The 15,826-nt window shown below is 45.3% G+C and carries 21 protein-coding genes; 15 read left to right on the top strand and 6 right to left on the bottom strand.

The annotated features are described in order from the left end of the window. Genes ICN19_RS07675 through gpmA form a run of 3 tightly spaced genes read right to left on the bottom strand, consistent with a single transcriptional unit; the run spans window position 1 to window position 2,910 of the window. Complete coding sequence (locus ICN19_RS07675; protein ID WP_216246723.1) at window positions 1–753, bottom strand: HesA/MoeB/ThiF family protein; 753 nt, start codon at window positions 751–753, stop codon at window positions 1–3. 21 nt (window positions 754–774) lie between these two features. Beyond that, complete coding sequence (locus tag ICN19_RS07670; RefSeq protein WP_216246722.1) at window positions 775–2,208, bottom strand: S41 family peptidase; 1,434 nt, start codon at window positions 2,206–2,208, stop codon at window positions 775–777. A 12-nt stretch (window positions 2,209–2,220) separates the two neighbouring features. Beyond that, on the bottom strand, window positions 2,221–2,910 hold the full coding sequence (gene gpmA / locus ICN19_RS07665; protein ID WP_216246721.1) for a 2,3-diphosphoglycerate-dependent phosphoglycerate mutase: 690 nt from the start codon (window positions 2,908–2,910) through the stop codon (window positions 2,221–2,223). Window positions 2,911–2,932: 22 nt separating this feature from the next. Here gpmA and ICN19_RS07660 point away from each other — a divergent pair, with 22 nt between their 5' ends. Genes ICN19_RS07660 through ICN19_RS07645 form a run of 4 tightly spaced genes read left to right on the top strand, consistent with a single transcriptional unit; the run spans window position 2,933 to window position 5,200 of the window. Next, a complete protein-coding gene (locus ICN19_RS07660; RefSeq protein ID WP_216246936.1) occupies window positions 2,933–3,346 on the top strand; it encodes a rhodanese-like domain-containing protein in 414 nt (137 codons plus the stop codon). Window positions 3,347–3,356: 10 nt separating this feature from the next. Further along, window positions 3,357–3,611, top strand: a complete 255-nt coding sequence (gene grxC / locus ICN19_RS07655; protein WP_216246720.1) for a glutaredoxin 3 — start codon at window positions 3,357–3,359, stop codon at window positions 3,609–3,611. Window positions 3,612–3,640: 29 nt separating this feature from the next. After that, window positions 3,641–4,153: a protein-export chaperone SecB gene (gene secB, locus ICN19_RS07650; RefSeq protein WP_216246719.1), complete on the top strand. Its 513-nt coding sequence runs from the start codon at window positions 3,641–3,643 to the stop codon at window positions 4,151–4,153. Window positions 4,154–4,177: 24 nt separating this feature from the next. Then, entirely contained in the window at window positions 4,178–5,200 is a 1,023-nt protein-coding gene (locus tag ICN19_RS07645; RefSeq protein ID WP_216246934.1) for an NAD(P)H-dependent glycerol-3-phosphate dehydrogenase, read from the top strand. Window positions 5,201–5,222: 22 nt separating this feature from the next. On the opposite strand, the gene trmL is transcribed toward ICN19_RS07645, so the two are convergent. After that, window positions 5,223–5,693, bottom strand: coding sequence for a tRNA (uridine(34)/cytosine(34)/5-carboxymethylaminomethyluridine(34)-2'-O)-methyltransferase TrmL (gene trmL, locus ICN19_RS07640; protein WP_216246718.1), 471 nt, complete (start codon window positions 5,691–5,693; stop codon window positions 5,223–5,225). Next, window positions 5,686–6,246, bottom strand: a complete 561-nt coding sequence (locus ICN19_RS07635) for a ComF family protein (protein WP_255536968.1) — start codon at window positions 6,244–6,246, stop codon at window positions 5,686–5,688. The genes trmL and ICN19_RS07635 overlap by 8 nt, the downstream gene beginning before the upstream one ends. A gap of 224 nt (window positions 6,247–6,470) precedes the next feature. Here ICN19_RS07635 and ICN19_RS07630 point away from each other — a divergent pair, with 224 nt between their 5' ends. The 7 genes from ICN19_RS07630 to ICN19_RS07600 all read left to right on the top strand — a co-directional run bounded on the left by ICN19_RS07630 (window position 6,471) and on the right by ICN19_RS07600 (window position 12,053). Next, a complete protein-coding gene (locus ICN19_RS07630; protein ID WP_255536967.1) occupies window positions 6,471–7,268 on the top strand; it encodes a methyltransferase domain-containing protein in 798 nt (265 codons plus the stop codon). 263 nt (window positions 7,269–7,531) lie between these two features. Further along, complete coding sequence (gene coxB / locus ICN19_RS07625) at window positions 7,532–8,602, top strand: cytochrome c oxidase subunit II (protein ID WP_255536981.1); 1,071 nt, start codon at window positions 7,532–7,534, stop codon at window positions 8,600–8,602. Between the two features lie 43 nt (window positions 8,603–8,645). Further along, complete coding sequence (gene ctaD / locus ICN19_RS07620) at window positions 8,646–10,265, top strand: cytochrome c oxidase subunit I (RefSeq protein WP_216246710.1); 1,620 nt, start codon at window positions 8,646–8,648, stop codon at window positions 10,263–10,265. Next, window positions 10,165–10,380 (top strand): cytochrome oxidase small assembly protein, encoded by a 216-nt coding sequence (locus ICN19_RS10275; RefSeq protein WP_370625171.1) that lies wholly within the window; start codon window positions 10,165–10,167, stop codon window positions 10,378–10,380. The genes ctaD and ICN19_RS10275 overlap by 101 nt, the downstream gene beginning before the upstream one ends. Window positions 10,381–10,393: 13 nt before the next feature. After that, window positions 10,394–10,978: a cytochrome c oxidase assembly protein gene (locus ICN19_RS07610; protein ID WP_216246707.1), complete on the top strand. Its 585-nt coding sequence runs from the start codon at window positions 10,394–10,396 to the stop codon at window positions 10,976–10,978. Next, on the top strand, window positions 10,975–11,169 hold the full coding sequence (locus tag ICN19_RS07605) for a DUF2970 domain-containing protein (protein WP_215400442.1): 195 nt from the start codon (window positions 10,975–10,977) through the stop codon (window positions 11,167–11,169). The genes ICN19_RS07610 and ICN19_RS07605 overlap by 4 nt, the downstream gene beginning before the upstream one ends. A gap of 29 nt (window positions 11,170–11,198) precedes the next feature. After that, window positions 11,199–12,053, top strand: a complete 855-nt coding sequence (locus ICN19_RS07600; RefSeq protein WP_216246706.1) for a cytochrome c oxidase subunit 3 — start codon at window positions 11,199–11,201, stop codon at window positions 12,051–12,053. Window positions 12,054–12,115: 62 nt separating this feature from the next. Here the strand turns inward: ICN19_RS07600 and ICN19_RS07595 are convergent, their stop codons facing one another. Then, window positions 12,116–12,328, bottom strand: a complete 213-nt coding sequence (locus tag ICN19_RS07595; protein ID WP_215348025.1) for a twin transmembrane helix small protein — start codon at window positions 12,326–12,328, stop codon at window positions 12,116–12,118. Window positions 12,329–12,352: 24 nt separating this feature from the next. Here ICN19_RS07595 and ICN19_RS07590 point away from each other — a divergent pair, with 24 nt between their 5' ends. From ICN19_RS07590 to cyoE, 4 genes are read left to right on the top strand one after another with little or no spacing between them, the layout of a single operon-like run. Beyond that, entirely contained in the window at window positions 12,353–13,153 is an 801-nt protein-coding gene (locus tag ICN19_RS07590; protein WP_216860653.1) for an SURF1 family protein, read from the top strand. Then, a complete protein-coding gene (locus tag ICN19_RS07585) occupies window positions 13,146–13,802 on the top strand; it encodes a hypothetical protein (RefSeq protein WP_216246705.1) in 657 nt (218 codons plus the stop codon). The genes ICN19_RS07590 and ICN19_RS07585 overlap by 8 nt, the downstream gene beginning before the upstream one ends. Next, window positions 13,802–14,923 (top strand): heme A synthase, encoded by a 1,122-nt coding sequence (locus tag ICN19_RS07580; RefSeq protein WP_216246704.1) that lies wholly within the window; start codon window positions 13,802–13,804, stop codon window positions 14,921–14,923. Before ICN19_RS07585 ends, ICN19_RS07580 begins: the two co-directional genes overlap by 1 nt. A 2-nt stretch (window positions 14,924–14,925) precedes the next feature. After that, window positions 14,926–15,819 carry a heme o synthase gene (gene cyoE, locus ICN19_RS07575; RefSeq protein WP_216246703.1) on the top strand — a complete coding sequence of 298 codons (894 nt, stop codon included), beginning with the start codon at window positions 14,926–14,928 and terminating at the stop codon, window positions 15,817–15,819. Window positions 15,820–15,826 lie beyond the last annotated feature (7 nt).

Here is a 15,826-nt window from a genome sequence, read left to right as displayed (position 1 = left end):
TTAGTGTGCTAAGCCGCACACCGAACACTCGGCGTTGCGACTAATGCGGATTTCATCAATCTGGGTTGTCCGCCCATTCCAAAGCAGCATGCGTCCCACTAAGGCTTCGCCAAAACCAATCAAAACTTGCAGGGCCTGAGCTGCCTGCATTGCGCCAATAATTCCAACCAAGGGCGAGAAGATGCCCATGCTAGAACAGCTAACCTCTTCAAATTGTTCATCTGGAGAAAAGATGCAGGCATAGCATGGTGATTCTGAGTTGCGTGGATCAAAAACGCTGATTTGACCATCAAATTTAAGGGCAGATCCAGAAACTAGTGGAGTTTTATTTTTAACGCAGGCAGCATTAACCAGATGCCGGGTTGAAAAATTATCTGTGCAATCTAAAACTACATCCACACTTGGTAATAACTCATCTAGTAGCGATCTAGTTACTTTAGCCTGAATAGTTTCAATATGAATCGTGGAATTAAGTCGCTCTAGAAATTCTTTTCCAGAGGCAACTTTGCTTTTACCCACGCCGCTCTCAGCATGCATGATTTGGCGCTGCAAATTAGTCAGCTCTACTGCATCATGATCTATCAGGGTGATGTGGCCTACTCCTGCAGCAGCCAAGTAAGGCGCGGCTGCACTGCCCAGGCCGCCAGCACCGATTACTAATACGTGTGCGTCAAGCAGTTTTTCTTGGCCAGCAACATCAATTTCTTCCAGTAATAAATGCCTGGAGTAGCGAAGTAATTGCTCGTCATTCATGTGCTAGTCGTGAGCTGAAAATTATTCAAGCTTAGAGGATGAGCGCTTCACAGGCTGGCCATTAATAAAGGCTACCGCTTGAGAAAGCATGAAATCATCTGCACTACCAAGCTCAGGCGGCTTCTTATTTTTATCTTTCTCTTTTTCCTCAGGAGTTTTCTTCGCATTTTTTTCTTCAATGCGTTGCAACTCTTCGAGACGACGTTGCTCACGATCTTTAATGAGCTTGTCTTCGGCGGATTGTTTGTTGCGCAGATGCTTCTCGCTATCAATCTCACGAGTGATCAAAACATCATCTGGATCACCATCTTTATTTTGATCTACCGGAATATCTGGTTTAACACCAAAAGCCTGGATCGATTTGCCACTAGGGGTGTAGTAATAAGCGGTAGTAATTTTGAGCGCTGAATCATTGGTCAGAGGGCGAACGGTTTGTACTGAGCCTTTACCAAAAGTTGTTTTCCCAATGATGGTTGCACGTTTGTAGTCTTGTAGTGCGCCAGCCACAATCTCAGAAGCAGAGGCGGAATAAGCGTTTACCAAAACTACCATTGGTAGCTTCTTGAATATTGCGGGAACCCCCGCCAAAGGATCGCCTGGCTCATTAAGGCGGTACATGGCTGGAGTGGCATTAAATACTTGCTTTGAGTCGGGTGATTGGCCTTTGGTCGAGACGATAATGGCATCTGATGGTAAGAATGCAGCTGCAACCCCTACAGCGCCTTGCAATAAGCCGCCGCCATTATTGCGAAGGTCAAGAATGATGCCTTTGAGTTTTGGGTCTTGATTGGCGATATCAGTTAATTTTTTAGCAAGATCAGGAACGGTGCGCTCTTGAAAGCTAGTGATACGTACCCAAGCAATATCGTTGTCGAGAATTTTAGTTTTGACTGATTGAACTTTAATTTCTGCGCGAGTAATAGTTACTGGAAAGCTTCGCTCTTCACTCTTGCGGAATACCGTCAAAGTAATTTTGGTTCCAGGCGTGCCACGCATTGTGCGGACAGCTTTATCGAGAGACATACCGCGTACTGGCTTGTCGTCTAGACGCGTAATTAAATCCCCCGCCTGCAGTCCTGCACGAGCAGCTGGACTATCTTCAATTGGATTTAATACCTTCACTACGCCATCTTCAGATGTAATTTCGATACCGAGACCAGCAAATTTTCCGGATGTCTGTTCCTGCATTTCTGAAAAATCTTTTTTGTCTAAGAAGGTGGAGTGCGGATCAAGACTACTTACCATTCCTTTGACAGCATCTGTTAATAATTGCTTGTCTTCAATCGGCTCCACATACTCACGCTTAATCTGTGCAAAGACATTTGAGAGTGTGCGCAGTTCATCTAGCGGGAGCTGGGCGCCTTGCTGGGCGGTCGCAGAGAGCTGGATTGTTGCTGCTACTCCAGCGATAAGCCCTACGGCGATCAGTGCAAAATTCTTTAGAAATTGGCGCATATTTCTTTTGTTTTAATCCAAATAGAAGTGTTGAATAGGTTTGAGGTTATCGTCTAATTCGTAAACCAGTGGGATGCCATTTGGAACATTTACTTCCATAATGGCTTCATCAGACATTTGATCTAAATATTTAATGAGAGAACGAATGCTATTACCGTGTGCCACTAATAAAACGCGCTTACCGGCTTTGAGTGCTGGAGCAATCGATTCATTCCACAAAGGCAATACACGCTCAACGTTATCTTTCAGACACTCGCCTAATGGAATATCGGAGGTATTGAGTTTGGAGTAACGAGGATCATTCTTGGGATTTCGCTCATCATCGTTTTCTAGCAGGGGTGGGCGCACATCGTAAGAGCGTCGCCAGATATGCACTTGTTCGTCACCATACTTTGTTGCTGTTTCTGCTTTATTGAGTCCAGTGAGGGCGCCATAGTGCCGTTCATTCAGTCGCCAGCTATGAACAACTGGTAACCACATGAGGTCCATAGTGTCTTGCACATTCCAGAGGGTGCGAATAGCGCGCCTTAAAACAGAGGTATAGGCAATATCAAATTCATAGCCTGCCTTTTTGAGGTTTGCACCTGCTGCTAGGGCCTGTTCTGCGCCTTTTGGGGTTAAGTCAACGTCCGCCCAGCCGGTGAAGCGGTTTTCAAGGTTCCAGGCGGATTCGCCATGACGAATAAGGACAAGTTGTTTCATAGAGCCATTCTATAATCCGGTGATGAACTTTCTCACGCAAATTGATAATTTAGCGCTTATTGCCCTCCTGCTGGTTTCGGGCGCAGCGCTTTTCCTACCCACATTATCTACGCTTATTGGCGGAAAAGGCTTGTCGCCCACAGAGGCAACGATCTGGATTAATCGTCGCAAAGCTTATGTGCTTGATCTGCGCTCTGAAGAAGATTACAAAGCAGGGCACCTTCCTGGCGCTAAATCTGCCAATTCTTCTGCCTTGGCCGCTGCTATTGAAAAGCTCAAGTTGGATCGCAAACTTCCAGTTGTCTTGGTTTGTGAGACCGGTGCCCACTCCCGCAAACTCCTTACTGAGGCCCAAAAATTGGGTTTTGTCGAGGTAGGAGTATTGGATGGCGGTGTTCAGGCTTGGAAAGCAGCAGCCCTCCCTTTGGTGAAGTAAGGAGAAATTAATGCCTCCAGTAACGATGTACAGCACCCAAGTTTGCCCATATTGCGTCATGGCAGAAAAGTTATTGAACAAAAAAGGTGTGGCTAACTTAGAAAAGATATTGATTGATCGTGACCCATCGCAGCGCGAAGTCATGATGACCCGCACTGGTCGCCGTACAGTCCCGCAAATTTATATTGGCGACACTCACGTTGGTGGTTATGACGACTTAGTGGCATTGGATCGCGCTGGTAAGCTTGATCCTTTGTTGGCTTAATAGATTAAACATACAAAAGAAAGTTAGTAATGACTGAACAATCCTCAGCACCTCAAGAGAGCACCGAACAATCTAAAGAGCCTGGATTTCGTATTCAGCGTATTTATCTAAAAGATTTGTCGCTTGAGCAGCCAAACGCACCACAGATTTTATTGGTTGCATCTGAGCCGCAAGTACAAGTCGAGATTGATATTGCTGTCGCTCCTTTGAGCGATGGAATCTTTGAAGTAGCTTTGAGTTCTACTGTCACTGCCAAGGTGGATACAAAAGTATTGTTCTTGGTTGAAGCTAAACAAGCAGGTATTTTTGAGTTCAGCAATATCCCTGTTGAACAAATAGACCCAATGCTCGGCATTGCTTGCCCAACAATCTTGTATCCGTATTTACGATCAAACATTGCAGACATCATTAGTCGTGCAGGCTTCCAGCCAATTCATTTGAATGAAATTAATTTCCATGGCATGTACGAGCACCGTTTGATGCAGGCTCAACAAGCAGCGGCTGCCAAGGATGGCGCTCCAACAGAAAGCAAGCCTCACTAAGTTTTTTAAGTGAGCCCACAGATCATGAAAGTGACACTGCTTGGTGCTGGTGCTTGGGGAACGGCGATGGCCGCACAGGCTACTCGTCATCTCAATGAAGGCGATGTCTGTTTGTGGTCTCGCAGCCAGCAGCAATTACAAGATATTCAAAAGAGCGGTGAAAACCGCGACTATCTTTCAGGCATTCAATTGCCTGCAGGATTAAAGCTTGAGAGCGATTTTGTTGCCGCGATTAATAGACTCTCGAGCGATGATCTTTTAGTCATCGCTACGCCAATGTCTGGGCTTTCTGAAATGATTGCTCAAGCACTAAAAGTTGCTGAACATCCATTAAATATTATTTGGCTATGCAAGGGCCTAGAACCCAATACTGCTTTGTTGCCGCATCAAGTGGTAGAACGTGAAAGCAAAATTCACTCACATGGCATAACGCATTCGTATGGCGCCCTTTCTGGCCCAAGCTTTGCTCGCGAGGTTGGTGCGGGGATGCCATGCGCCTTAACTGTCGCAAGTAAATCTGCAAAGCTTTGCGAGGCTGTTCAGGCCGCCTTCCATCACGGCAATATGCGCGTTTACTCAAGCGATGATTTGATCGGTGTTGAATTAGGTGGCGCTATTAAGAATGTCTTGGCTATCGCCGCAGGTATTGGCGATGGTTTGGATTTAGGTCTGAATGCTCGCGCGGCAGTGCTCACGCGCGGTTTAGCTGAAATGATGCGCCTGGTAAAGGTTGCAGGCGGCAAGTCTGAAACTTGTATGGGTTTAACTGGAGTCGGCGATTTAATTTTGACTGCAACCGGAGATCTATCTCGCAATCGTCGCGTTGGTCTTGAGCTTGCTGCTGGAAAATCATTACCAGAAATACTAGCTAGTCTTGGTCACGTTGCTGAAGGCGTGCTATGCGCCCAAGCAGTTGGTGACTTGGCTAAACGTCTTGGTGTAGAGATGCCTATTACCGCCATGATGGGCGAAGTATTGTCTGGAAAATTAAAACCACATGATGCTGTTAAGAAGCTCATGGGGCGCGATCCTAAAATCGAATCCTAAGCGCACTTCCTAGGTCAGCTCGTTATTGACCGCCAGCAAGGCCATTTTGACGCCATGCTTCATAGACAACAATTGCCACCGTATTAGATAGGTTCAAGCTGCGACTACTATCTTGCATTGCAAGTCGCATTCGATTGTTTGTTGGTATGGAATCTCTTACTTCGTCTGTAATGCCTTTGGTTTCAGAACCAAACACAAAGTAATCATTGGGTGAGTATTTGCCCTCATGAAACTTTCCCGATCCTTTGGTGGTCAATGCAAAAAGATGTTCGGGGTCGGGATTTTCATCTTTTAAAAACTGCGCCCAATTTTGATGAACTTTTACTCTTGCAAATTCGTGATAGTCCAAGCCAGCCCTGCGAAGCTTTGCATCCTCCATTGGAAAACCAAGAGGCTCTATCAAATGTAGTTTTGCACCAGTGTTTGCACAGAGGCGAATGATGTTCCCAGTATTGGGAGGAATTTCTGGTTCGAATAAAACGATATTAAACATGTTGCACTCTTTCGATTGGTCGCGCAGCTCTGAGAAGTACCCAATTGATTACGCGAGATACGCCATTGTCCTTCAGAATGCGGGCAATTTCATTTAGGGTTGCTCCGCTAGTCATGACATCATCAAAGACGATGACCGTTTTATTTTGAATTTGCTCGATGTATTTTGCTTCAATATAGAACATTCCTTTAATGGATAGATGTCGGTCTTCAAGGTTACTTCCAGCTTGATGTTCTGAATAATGTTGGCGTCGAAGGATGTAAGGGGATTTTTGAATGTCTCTCCCACAACGAAGTCGCTTGGCAATTTCCCAGCTTTGATTAAAGCCACGTTGCGCTAGCTTTTGCATGCTGAGTGGAACGGGTAATAAGTAGTTTGAGTCAAGCTTTTCTAGTTGCGAAGCAAGGAGCGCGTTCCATGCGCTGCTGAGTGCATGGCTATAAGCAATGCGTTTTTGGTACTTAAGCTCATGCAATGGTGTTTGAAGAATGCCTGTGTAGCGATCTAGGCAGTAGGTTTCATCAAAGTAGGGTTTGGATATTTGGCAGGGCATGCAACGTTGTTGGGTAACTTCTTCGAGCTGAAGTGTGACTCCACATTGATAGCAGCAGTGATAATTAAATAAACCCTCATCTCTCAATGCGCCTAAACAGTTATTGCAAATAGAGTAATTCTGAAACTGCTGACAAGCAAGGCAAGCCGTTGGTAAAAGCCGGTCACAAATCGCTTCAAAAATGTTCTCTGGAAATCGCATGGGGCGCTGAGTATACTGAGCCAATGACCCAGCCCATCAGATGGTTACAAGACGAAATTGCAGATCGCATGCTGCAAAAGTTAGACATCGTTAAGCTCGATGTAAAAGATATTTTGATAGTGCCGGACTTTCCCGGAAAGCATTTGCATATATTTGCTAAGCGCTACCCAGGCGCATGTCTTACAAGTCTTTTGGATGAGAGTGTTTCAGGTTTTGAAATGTGGCGTGCCAAAGCAATGAGTCATTGGCGCTCATTCTTTGGGGGCCGCACTAGTTCATTGGCTAGCTACACATCATCTGGCAGATTTGATGTTCCTGATAATTCTGTTGATTTAGTTTTTAGCGATCTCCTATTGCAGGATCTGGCAGATCCAAAGCCTTTCTTGCAAGAGTGCTGGCGCGTCTTGCGTGATGGTGGTTTGATTGCATTTAGTTATTTGGGCCCAGACACTGGAAAAGAGTTGCGCTCACTGGTGATTCCAGGGCTTAGGCTTAAGAATTTGTTAAGCCCTTGGGATATGCATGATATGGGTGACGCATTGCTTTCCGAGCGATTCTCGGATCCAGTAATGGATATGGAGTATCTAACCTTAGATTATGAGAGTGATGCTGTATTTCTGGCAGATGTCAGTGCTCTCAAGTTGATTCATTCGAGCCCAATAGAAGCATCAGAAATGAATGTTTTGCCGCAAAAACTCACTTTAGAGGTGGTTTATGGACATGCATGGGTGATTGGAAAGCACCTAGCTAAGGCCAAGGACAATGTTGCCTATATTGATCTAAATCAAATTGGACGCAAGACTAGACCAGATTCTGCTTAAGTGTAAGTGCTCACTATCATTTTAACCTTGGTCAAGATTGGATCAGGCTGGGTTATCCCTGTTTGTTGTTGCGCCTAATTAACCCTATAATCACGGCAGGATGTATTGGCTTGAGACCGTTTTTTGAGCAATTTGCGGCATTTTTGTCGCTTTGCTCACGACAATAAACAGAGAATAAGATGAATTTATTTGGAAAAGTCACTAGGGCTTCGCTCTATTTCGTAGTTGCTTTTGGCACTGCATTTGCTCATGCGGCAGAGAATATGCCTGGTGGCCCAGCTGTTAATCAGCTAAATTTCACAGCTCCTGCTACCAAAATCATGCAAGAGATCCATTGGTTACATTGGATGATGTTGGTAATTTGCGCTTTAATTTTTATCGGTGTTTTTGGAGTGATGTTCTATTCCATCTTGAAACATCGCAAATCATTGGGTCATAAATCAGCGTCTTTCCATGAGAGCACTACTGTTGAAATTATTTGGACAGTGATTCCCTTGCTCATCGTTATTGGTATGGCATTGCCTGCAACAAAAACAGTTGTAGCAATGAAAGACACTACCAACTCTGACATCACTATTAAGACTACCGGTTATCAGTGGAAGTGGGGTTACGACTACATCAAAGGTGAAGGTGAAGGCATTAGCTTCCTATCAACTTTATCTACTTCACGCGAAGCAATCAATAACTTGGCACCAAAATCAAATACCTACTTAATGGAAGTAGACAATGAGATGGTTGTGCCAGTAGGCAAGAAAATTCGTTTGATTACTACTGCTAATGACGTTATTCACGCTTGGACTATTCCAGCCTTTGGCGTTAAGCAAGATGCGATTCCAGGCTTCGTTCGTGATACTTGGTTCAGAGCAGAAACTATCGGTACTTTCCGTGGCCAGTGTTCCGAACTTTGTGGTGCAGAACATGCCTTCATGCCTATCGTTGTAAAAGTGGTTTCACAAGATGATTACACCGCTTGGGTTGCTCAGAAGAAAAAAGAAATGGGTGCTGCTGGCGATGATCCATCTAAGGTTTACACCTTGGATGAGCAAAAAGAGCGTGGCGCAAAAGTATATGCAGCAAACTGCGCAGCTTGCCATCAGCCTAACGGTAAAGGTGCGGGTGCTTTCCCTGCCTTGGATGGTAGTAAGGTGGTAATGGGCCCTAAAGCTGGTCAATACAACATCCTGATTAACGGTAAGGGCGCAATGCCGAAATGGGCTGGCGTGATTTCTGATGGCGATATCGCTGCAGTGATGACTTATACACGTAATGCATGGGGTAATAAGACGGGTGAAGTAATTCAAACCCAAGACATTATTACTGCGCGCGGCAATTAATTCAGATTAACAAATACAGATAAAAACGAAACCGGAGTAATTCATGAGCACAGTCTCTACTACCCACGATCACGCACACGACCACGCACACGACGATCACACACCACACGGTTGGCGTCGTTGGTTGTTCGCAACCAACCACAAAGACATCGGTACGATGTATTTGATCTTCTCATTCGTTAGCTTGCTAGCTGGCGGTGTGATGGCATTGGGAATTCGTTTGGAATTGTTCCAACCTGGTCTGCAGTTCCTGCGCCCAGAGTTCTTTAATCAACTGACAACCATGCACGGTTTGGTAATGGTGTTTGGTGCGATCATGCCGGCCTTCGTTGGTTTTGCTAACTGGATGGTGCCTTTGCAAATCGGTGCATCTGATATGGCATTTGCTCGTATGAACAACTTTAGCTTCTGGATTCTTCCAGTGGCAGCAACATTGTTGTTGAGCTCATTCCTTGTTTCTGGCGGCGCTCCATCAGGTGGCTGGACGATCTATGCTCCATTGACTTCACAAATGGGCCCTGGCATGGACATGGCGATTTTTGCACTCCACTTGTTGGGCGCTTCATCAATCATGGGCTCGATCAACATCATCGTAACTATTTTGAACATGCGCGCTCCTGGCATGACATTGATGAAGATGCCAATGTTCTGCTGGACATGGTTGATCACTGCTTACTTGTTGATTGCTGTTATGCCTGTGTTGGCTGGCGCAATTACGATGGTTCTGACTGATCGTCATTTCGGTACTTCATTCTTCTCCGCTGTTGGCGGCGGTGATCCAATCATGTTCCAGCATATTTTCTGGTTCTTTGGTCACCCAGAGGTTTACATCATGATTCTTCCAGCATTCGGAATCGTCAGTGAAATCGTTCCTGCTTTCTCCAGAAAAACATTGTTCGGTTACAGCTCAATGGTTTATGCAACTGCATCTATTGCGATCTTGTCATTCATCGTTTGGGCGCACCACATGTTTGCAACTGGTATGCCAGTAACAGGTCAGCTGTTCTTTATGTACGCAACCATGTTGATCGCGGTTCCAACTGGTGTGAAGATTTTTAACTGGGTTGCAACAATGTGGAAAGGTTCAATGACCTTTGAAACTCCAATGTTGTGGGCTATCGGCTTTATCTTCGTTTTCACCATGGGCGGCTTTACTGGTTTGATTTTGGCGATGGCGCCAATTGATATCGGCGTACAAGATACTTATTACGTTGTTGCTCACTTCCACTATGTATTGGTTGCAGGTTCATTGTTCGCAATGTTTGCTGGCTTCTACTACTGGTGTCCAAAGTGGACTGGCTACATGGCTAGTGAAACTCGCGGCAAGATCCATTTCTGGGCTTCCATGATTTTCTTCAACATCACCTTCTTCCCAATGCACTTCTTGGGCTTAGCAGGTATGCCACGTCGCTACGCTGACTACCCAACTCAGTTTGCTGACTTCAATGCGATTGCATCGATCGGCGCATTGGGCTTCGGTTTAGCGCAGGTTTATTTCTTGCTCTTCGTTGTTCTGCCAGCATATAGCGGCAAGGGCGAAAAAGCGCCAATGAAGCCATGGGATGGCGCTAAAGGTCTGGAGTGGACAGTACCTTCACCAGCACCACATCACACTTTTGAAACTCCGCCTAGTGCAGAGCAGATGCGTGAAGCAGGAATTTAATTCATCTGGAAAGCAAGCCCTTGCTGCGAATAATCGCAGGATGGGCTTCATTCTGTTGAGCGTTGTAGTAGCCTTTTTTATTGGCATAGTGATTAAACGGAGCTTGCTGGGTTAAGCCCTTGATAGACATGGTTACGACTCAATCACTCAATCGCCAAATTTTATTAAAGCTCTTAATTGCGGCAGTAATGATGTTTGGTTTTGGATATGCGTTGGTTCCGATGTACAAAGCCTTGTGTGAGGTCACTGGAATTAACGTAGTAACAAGCAAGAATGATTATGGTGTCAGAGCCTTCAGTCCTAACAAGGTTGGCAATACCCAAGTTAACTATGCTCGTACAGTAACCATTGAGTTTGATTCGAATAGCCGTGGCCCGTTTACCTTCAAACCAGTTAAGAATTTTTTAGAGGTGCATCCTGGTGAACTGACTGAGATTGTTTATGAAGTAACCAACAATCAAAATCGCCCTGTACGCGCTCAAGCAATACCGAGTTATGCGCCTAAAAGCGCAACGGAGTTTTTTACGAAATTAGAGTGCTTTTGCTTTCAGGAGCAAACGCTAGCAGCAAAAGAAACAAAAAAGATGCCGGTAGTATTTGTGATCGATGCAGGTTTACCGGATGATGTAAAAACAATTACTTTGTCATATACCTTCTTTGAGTTGGGTTTAGGTGGTACGCCGCCAGCCCCTAAATCAAGGTTGGCTTCATGAAAAAGAAAAGTAGTTTTATGCAGTCTATGAAAGCCGTGATGTGGGGCTTTTTGGGGGTGCGTAAGAAGTCTGGTTTGCAGGAAGATGTTGCTTCATTGAGTTTTGTGCACATTATCATTGCAGGAGTTATTGGCGCCTTGATTTTTATGGGCGTTCTCCTGTTGATAGTGAAAGCAGTTGTGTCCCATTGATTATTTTTTGATTGAATAGAGAGAATAAGATGTCATCCAATTCAACCCCATACTATTTCGTCCCTGGACTATCTAGACATCCAGCAATGGCCGCTTTTGGCTTAATTGCTTTTGGCTTTGGTATTTCTGGATGGGTAAATCATGCCTCTTGGGGCGGACCTTTGACCCTCGCGGGCGTCGCGTTTGTTCTTTATGTTCTCTATAACTGGTTCGGTGACACGATTGCAGAATCCAATGCTGGCAAGAACGGTGTCAACGTTGACATCTCCTATCGCTGGTCAATGGCTTGGTTCATCTTCTCTGAAATCATGTTCTTCGGCGCATTCTTTGCCGCCTTGTTCTATGCGCGCAATATTGCGATGCCTTGGATGGGTGATGTGGAAAGCAAATTGCTTTGGCCTAATTTCCAGGCTGTTTGGCCAAATGATGGTCCTGCTGGTTTGGTTGAGAAATTCACCACCATGGGCCCTTGGCCTATTCCAACAATCAATACATTGTTGCTCTTGAGCTCTGGTGTAACGATTACTATCGCTCACCATGCGCTAGTAGAAAACCATATGAAGAAAGCCATCGTTGGCTTGGCTGCAACTGTTGGTTTGGGTATTGTCTTCTTGGGCTTCCAAGTTTACGAGTACTACCATGCCTATCATGAGTTGAACTTGAAGCTAACTTCAGGCATTTATGGCTCTACATTCTTCATGTTGACCGGCTTCCATGGCTTCCACGTATTCCTTGGTGGCACGATGTTGGCGATTGTCTTGCGTCGTATGATTCGTGGCGACTTTACTTCTCAGCATCACTTTGCATTTGAAGGTGCCGCTTGGTACTGGCACTTCGTTGACGTAGTCTGGCTCGGCCTGTACATCGCTGTTTACTGGATGTAATCCAATAAAAATCGGGGCCTAAAGCCCCGATTTGTTTTTAAGCCCTCAAAGAGAGGTGCCGTTTAATTGGTGCCTACTTTAATTCCAGTGGCCTCAATGAGTCCAAAGTAGTGGGCCAGTAGAATTCCGGCAAACAGTGCGATAGATAGTCCGATACGCAGCATGAGTGAGTGGACCATGCGTGAGCTATTGCCCCTATCTTTCATCATGTAATACAAAGCCGATCCTAAGCTAAAAACAATCATTAGTAGGACAATTGGAATAATCCACTTCATCACAAATCCTTATTATTAAATCTCTTGAATAGTCTTTTTACTGCTCTCATTACAAAGCGCATAGTTGCTACTGTATCAGCCTTAATCGTGATTGCGATTGGCTGTGGGGCAGGTATTTGGCAGCTGAGTAGAGCGGATACCAAAATTGCCTTAGCGGCAAATTTACTGGCGCGCCAGCAAATGCCTATCTTGAGTGCTAACGCAGGCCCTTGGACCCTTGAGGAGGCTCGTGAGCGCCGTATGATTGCAAGAGGTCAATACATTCCTGAGGCCGCTATTTGGCTGGATAACCGGCCTAGACCAGTTCCTCCTGCCGGCAGCACTACTGCGCAATCGGGTTTCTATCTGATGATGCCTTTAAGGCTAGAGGGCAAGGATGAGATTCTTTGGGTTAATAGGGGTTGGGCGCCACGAAACAATGAAAATCGTGAGACTTTGCCGCCAGTACAAACGCCAAATCGGATAGTCAATGTAGAAGGCATCGTTTTTGCGCAGCCTGGTAAGGTTTATGAGTTAGGTAGCGGTAAGAATGTTATTGATCCTAGTAAGCCTAGGATTGAGCAAAATTTTGACTTGGTGTCTGAAGGTAAGTTGCATCATTGGACGCAAGCCTCATTTATTTTGCGTGAAGTTGAAGTCGGCTCGGGTGATGGTTTGCTGCGTGAATGGGCGCCTCTGACAAGTGGAGTCGATCGCCATTATGCTTATGCATTCCAGTGGTTTGCTTTAGCTTTTGCTGGTTTCGTATTTTGGTTAGCTACAGGTTTGCGGCAATATAAACGTCAGGGTTTTGGTCATGGGCACGAGGGGATCAAGGGTGAGTGATAAAGAGTTGTTAATTCCGGCATCACAGGTAGATTCGGCTGCTATTAATGCGCGCACCCGTCGTGGCCGCATTCAGATGCTATTGCTATTGCTAGCTTGCGCCTCTCCAGTAATCGCATCCTATTTTACGTATTACGTGATTAAGCCTACAGGCGGTAAAACCAATTTAGGTACTCTTATTTATCCAGCTCAAGAATTCAATACAGCATGGCTTGATACGCCTACACAAGGTAAATGGAGTCTTTTAATTGCTCGCCCTGCTGGCGAATGCAAGGTAAAGGATGAAAAATGTATTGAAGCCTTATTTTTGATGCGTCAAGTAAAGGTTGCCATGGGGAGAGAGGGTGGTCGCCTACAGCTCTTGTGGGTTAATACAGATGGTCAGCCTGTTGATCCAGAAGTCATTAAAGCGTATGACGAAAAAGCTGCGGGCTTCAAAATTGTTTCTCTTCCGTCGGATCCTAAACTTCGTTCTGACTTTGAGGCATGGCTAAATAAAGAGGGTGCGGGTCAGCAGATTCAGTTGGTAGACCCAAGTCCCGCAAAGATGATGTATTTCCCAGTAACGAACTCTCCTAAAGAGTTCGCTGGCATGAAGAAGGACCTAGAAAAGCTCCTGAAGTTAAATCATAAGGGCGAGAATTTGTAATGCCAAACTTGATTTTATTTTTAGAGTTAGCTGCTATCGCAATTATTTTTGCGGGCCTGCCGCTGCTTTATCTTTGGAGAAAGCCGGGCTATAGTTTTTTTCAAAAACTCAATTGGGTATTGGTCTTTATGACTTTTGATCTGATTGTGTTTGGTGCGTTTACACGTCTCACTGACTCAGGCTTAGGCTGTCCTGACTGGCCTGGATGTTATGGCACCTCCAATCCATTTCATGCGCTGAGCGAGATTCAGCAGGCCGAGAGCGCTATGCCTACCGGTCCTGTGACGGTTATCAAAGCTTGGATCGAGATGATTCATCGTTATTTAGCAATGACTGTAGGCGCACTCATTTTGGTACAAGTAGGAATCGCCTTTACTAAGCTCAAGTCTTTAGGAAAAAATCCTTTACTGGGCAGCCTCGGTTTACTTGTATTAGTTTGCGTGCAAGGCGCTTTTGGTGCTTGGACTGTGACCCTCAAGTTACAACCCATTATTGTCACCATTCATTTGATGTTGGCTTTAGTTTTATTGTCCTGCTTAACTTTGTATGCACAACAATCTTGGGAAGAAAAACTTTCTGCAGTTCGCGTTCTTCGTATTCGACCACTTTCAGCGCAGCTTCTCACTCTTTCTTTTGTAGTTCTCTTTATCCAGGTTTTCTTGGGCGCCTGGGTGAGCACTAACTACGCAGTTTTAGCCTGTCCAGATTTTCCGACTTGCTTGGGAAGTGCATGGCCTGAGACGAATTGGAGTGAAGGCTTCACCCTTTGGCGCCAATTGGGCTTAAATGCCCAAGGTGAATTTATTTCTCCAGTGGCATTGCAAACCATTCATTGGGCACATCGTCTATTTGCGGTGCTGGTGTTGGTGGTACTGGGCACTTTAGGCTTTAAAGCACTGCAGTTGGCAACCCCAGTTTTATCTGGTCTGGGTTTGGTGGCCAAGCTGTTACTGGTTGTGCTTCTGCTGCAGATCGTGACTGGTGTTTCTAATGTGATATTTCAGTGGCCTTTATTAGCCGCTCTATTGCATACCGCTGGCTCTGCTGCTTTGGTATTCTGTTTAGTCAGAATGAGTTATTGGGCCTCTTGGAAGCCTTTCATTCAAAAGAAGATGGCATAAATATGAGTGACTCTAAAATAAACGCATCAGTGGCTATGCCACGTTGGCGTCAATATTGGGTTCTAACTAAACCTAGAGTGACTCAGCTCGCCGTATTTTGCGCTGTTATCGGCATGTTCTTAGCAACACCTGGGATGGTGCCTTATCCAGTTCTTATCGGCGGCATTGTTGGCATCTGGCTTTTAGCTGGAGCAGCATTTGCAGTGAATTGTTTAATTGAGCAAGCTGTTGATGCCAAGATGAAGCGCACGTCATGGCGTCCATCTGCTACTGGCGAAGTAACGCCATTTCATATCATTATTTTTTCCATCATTTTGGGTTCGCTCGGAATGGTTATTTTATGGACCTTCTGCAACCCTTTGACGATGTGGCTAACACTTGCCACTTTCGTTGGCTATGCAGTGATTTATACCTGGTTGCTCAAGCCCGCTACACCGCAAAATATTGTGATTGGCGGCTTGTCAGGTGCAATGCCGCCTGCATTGGGCTGGGCGGCGGTGACCAATACCCTTTCAGCAGAAGCTTGGCTTTTGGTTCTCATCATCTTTGTATGGACGCCCCCACATTTCTGGGCATTAGCTTTATATCGCCGTGATGACTATGTGCAGTCTGGTTTACCAATGTTGCCAGTCACACATGGAGAGCGTTTCACGCTTCTCAATATCGTGCTCTATACCTTGATTCTGATTGCCGCTACGATGCTGCCTTATATCTATGGCATGAGCGGTATGGTGTATTTAATATCTGCCATCATTTTGGGTTTGATGTTCCTGGCTTATGTCGTTGCGCTATTTATTTCTTATAGCGATGCTTTGGCTAAGAAAACATTCCGCTTTTCTATTACCTATTTATCGCTACTATTTGCAGCGCTTTTAATAGACCACTATTTCCTCTGAGATCCAT

The sequence above is a fragment of the Polynucleobacter sp. AP-Capit-er-40B-B4 genome, from assembly GCF_018882245.1.
Lineage (GTDB): Bacteria > Pseudomonadota > Gammaproteobacteria > Burkholderiales > Burkholderiaceae > Polynucleobacter.
Note: the sequence above shows the minus strand (reverse complement) of the source record. Positions and strands in the feature narration are given on the sequence as shown.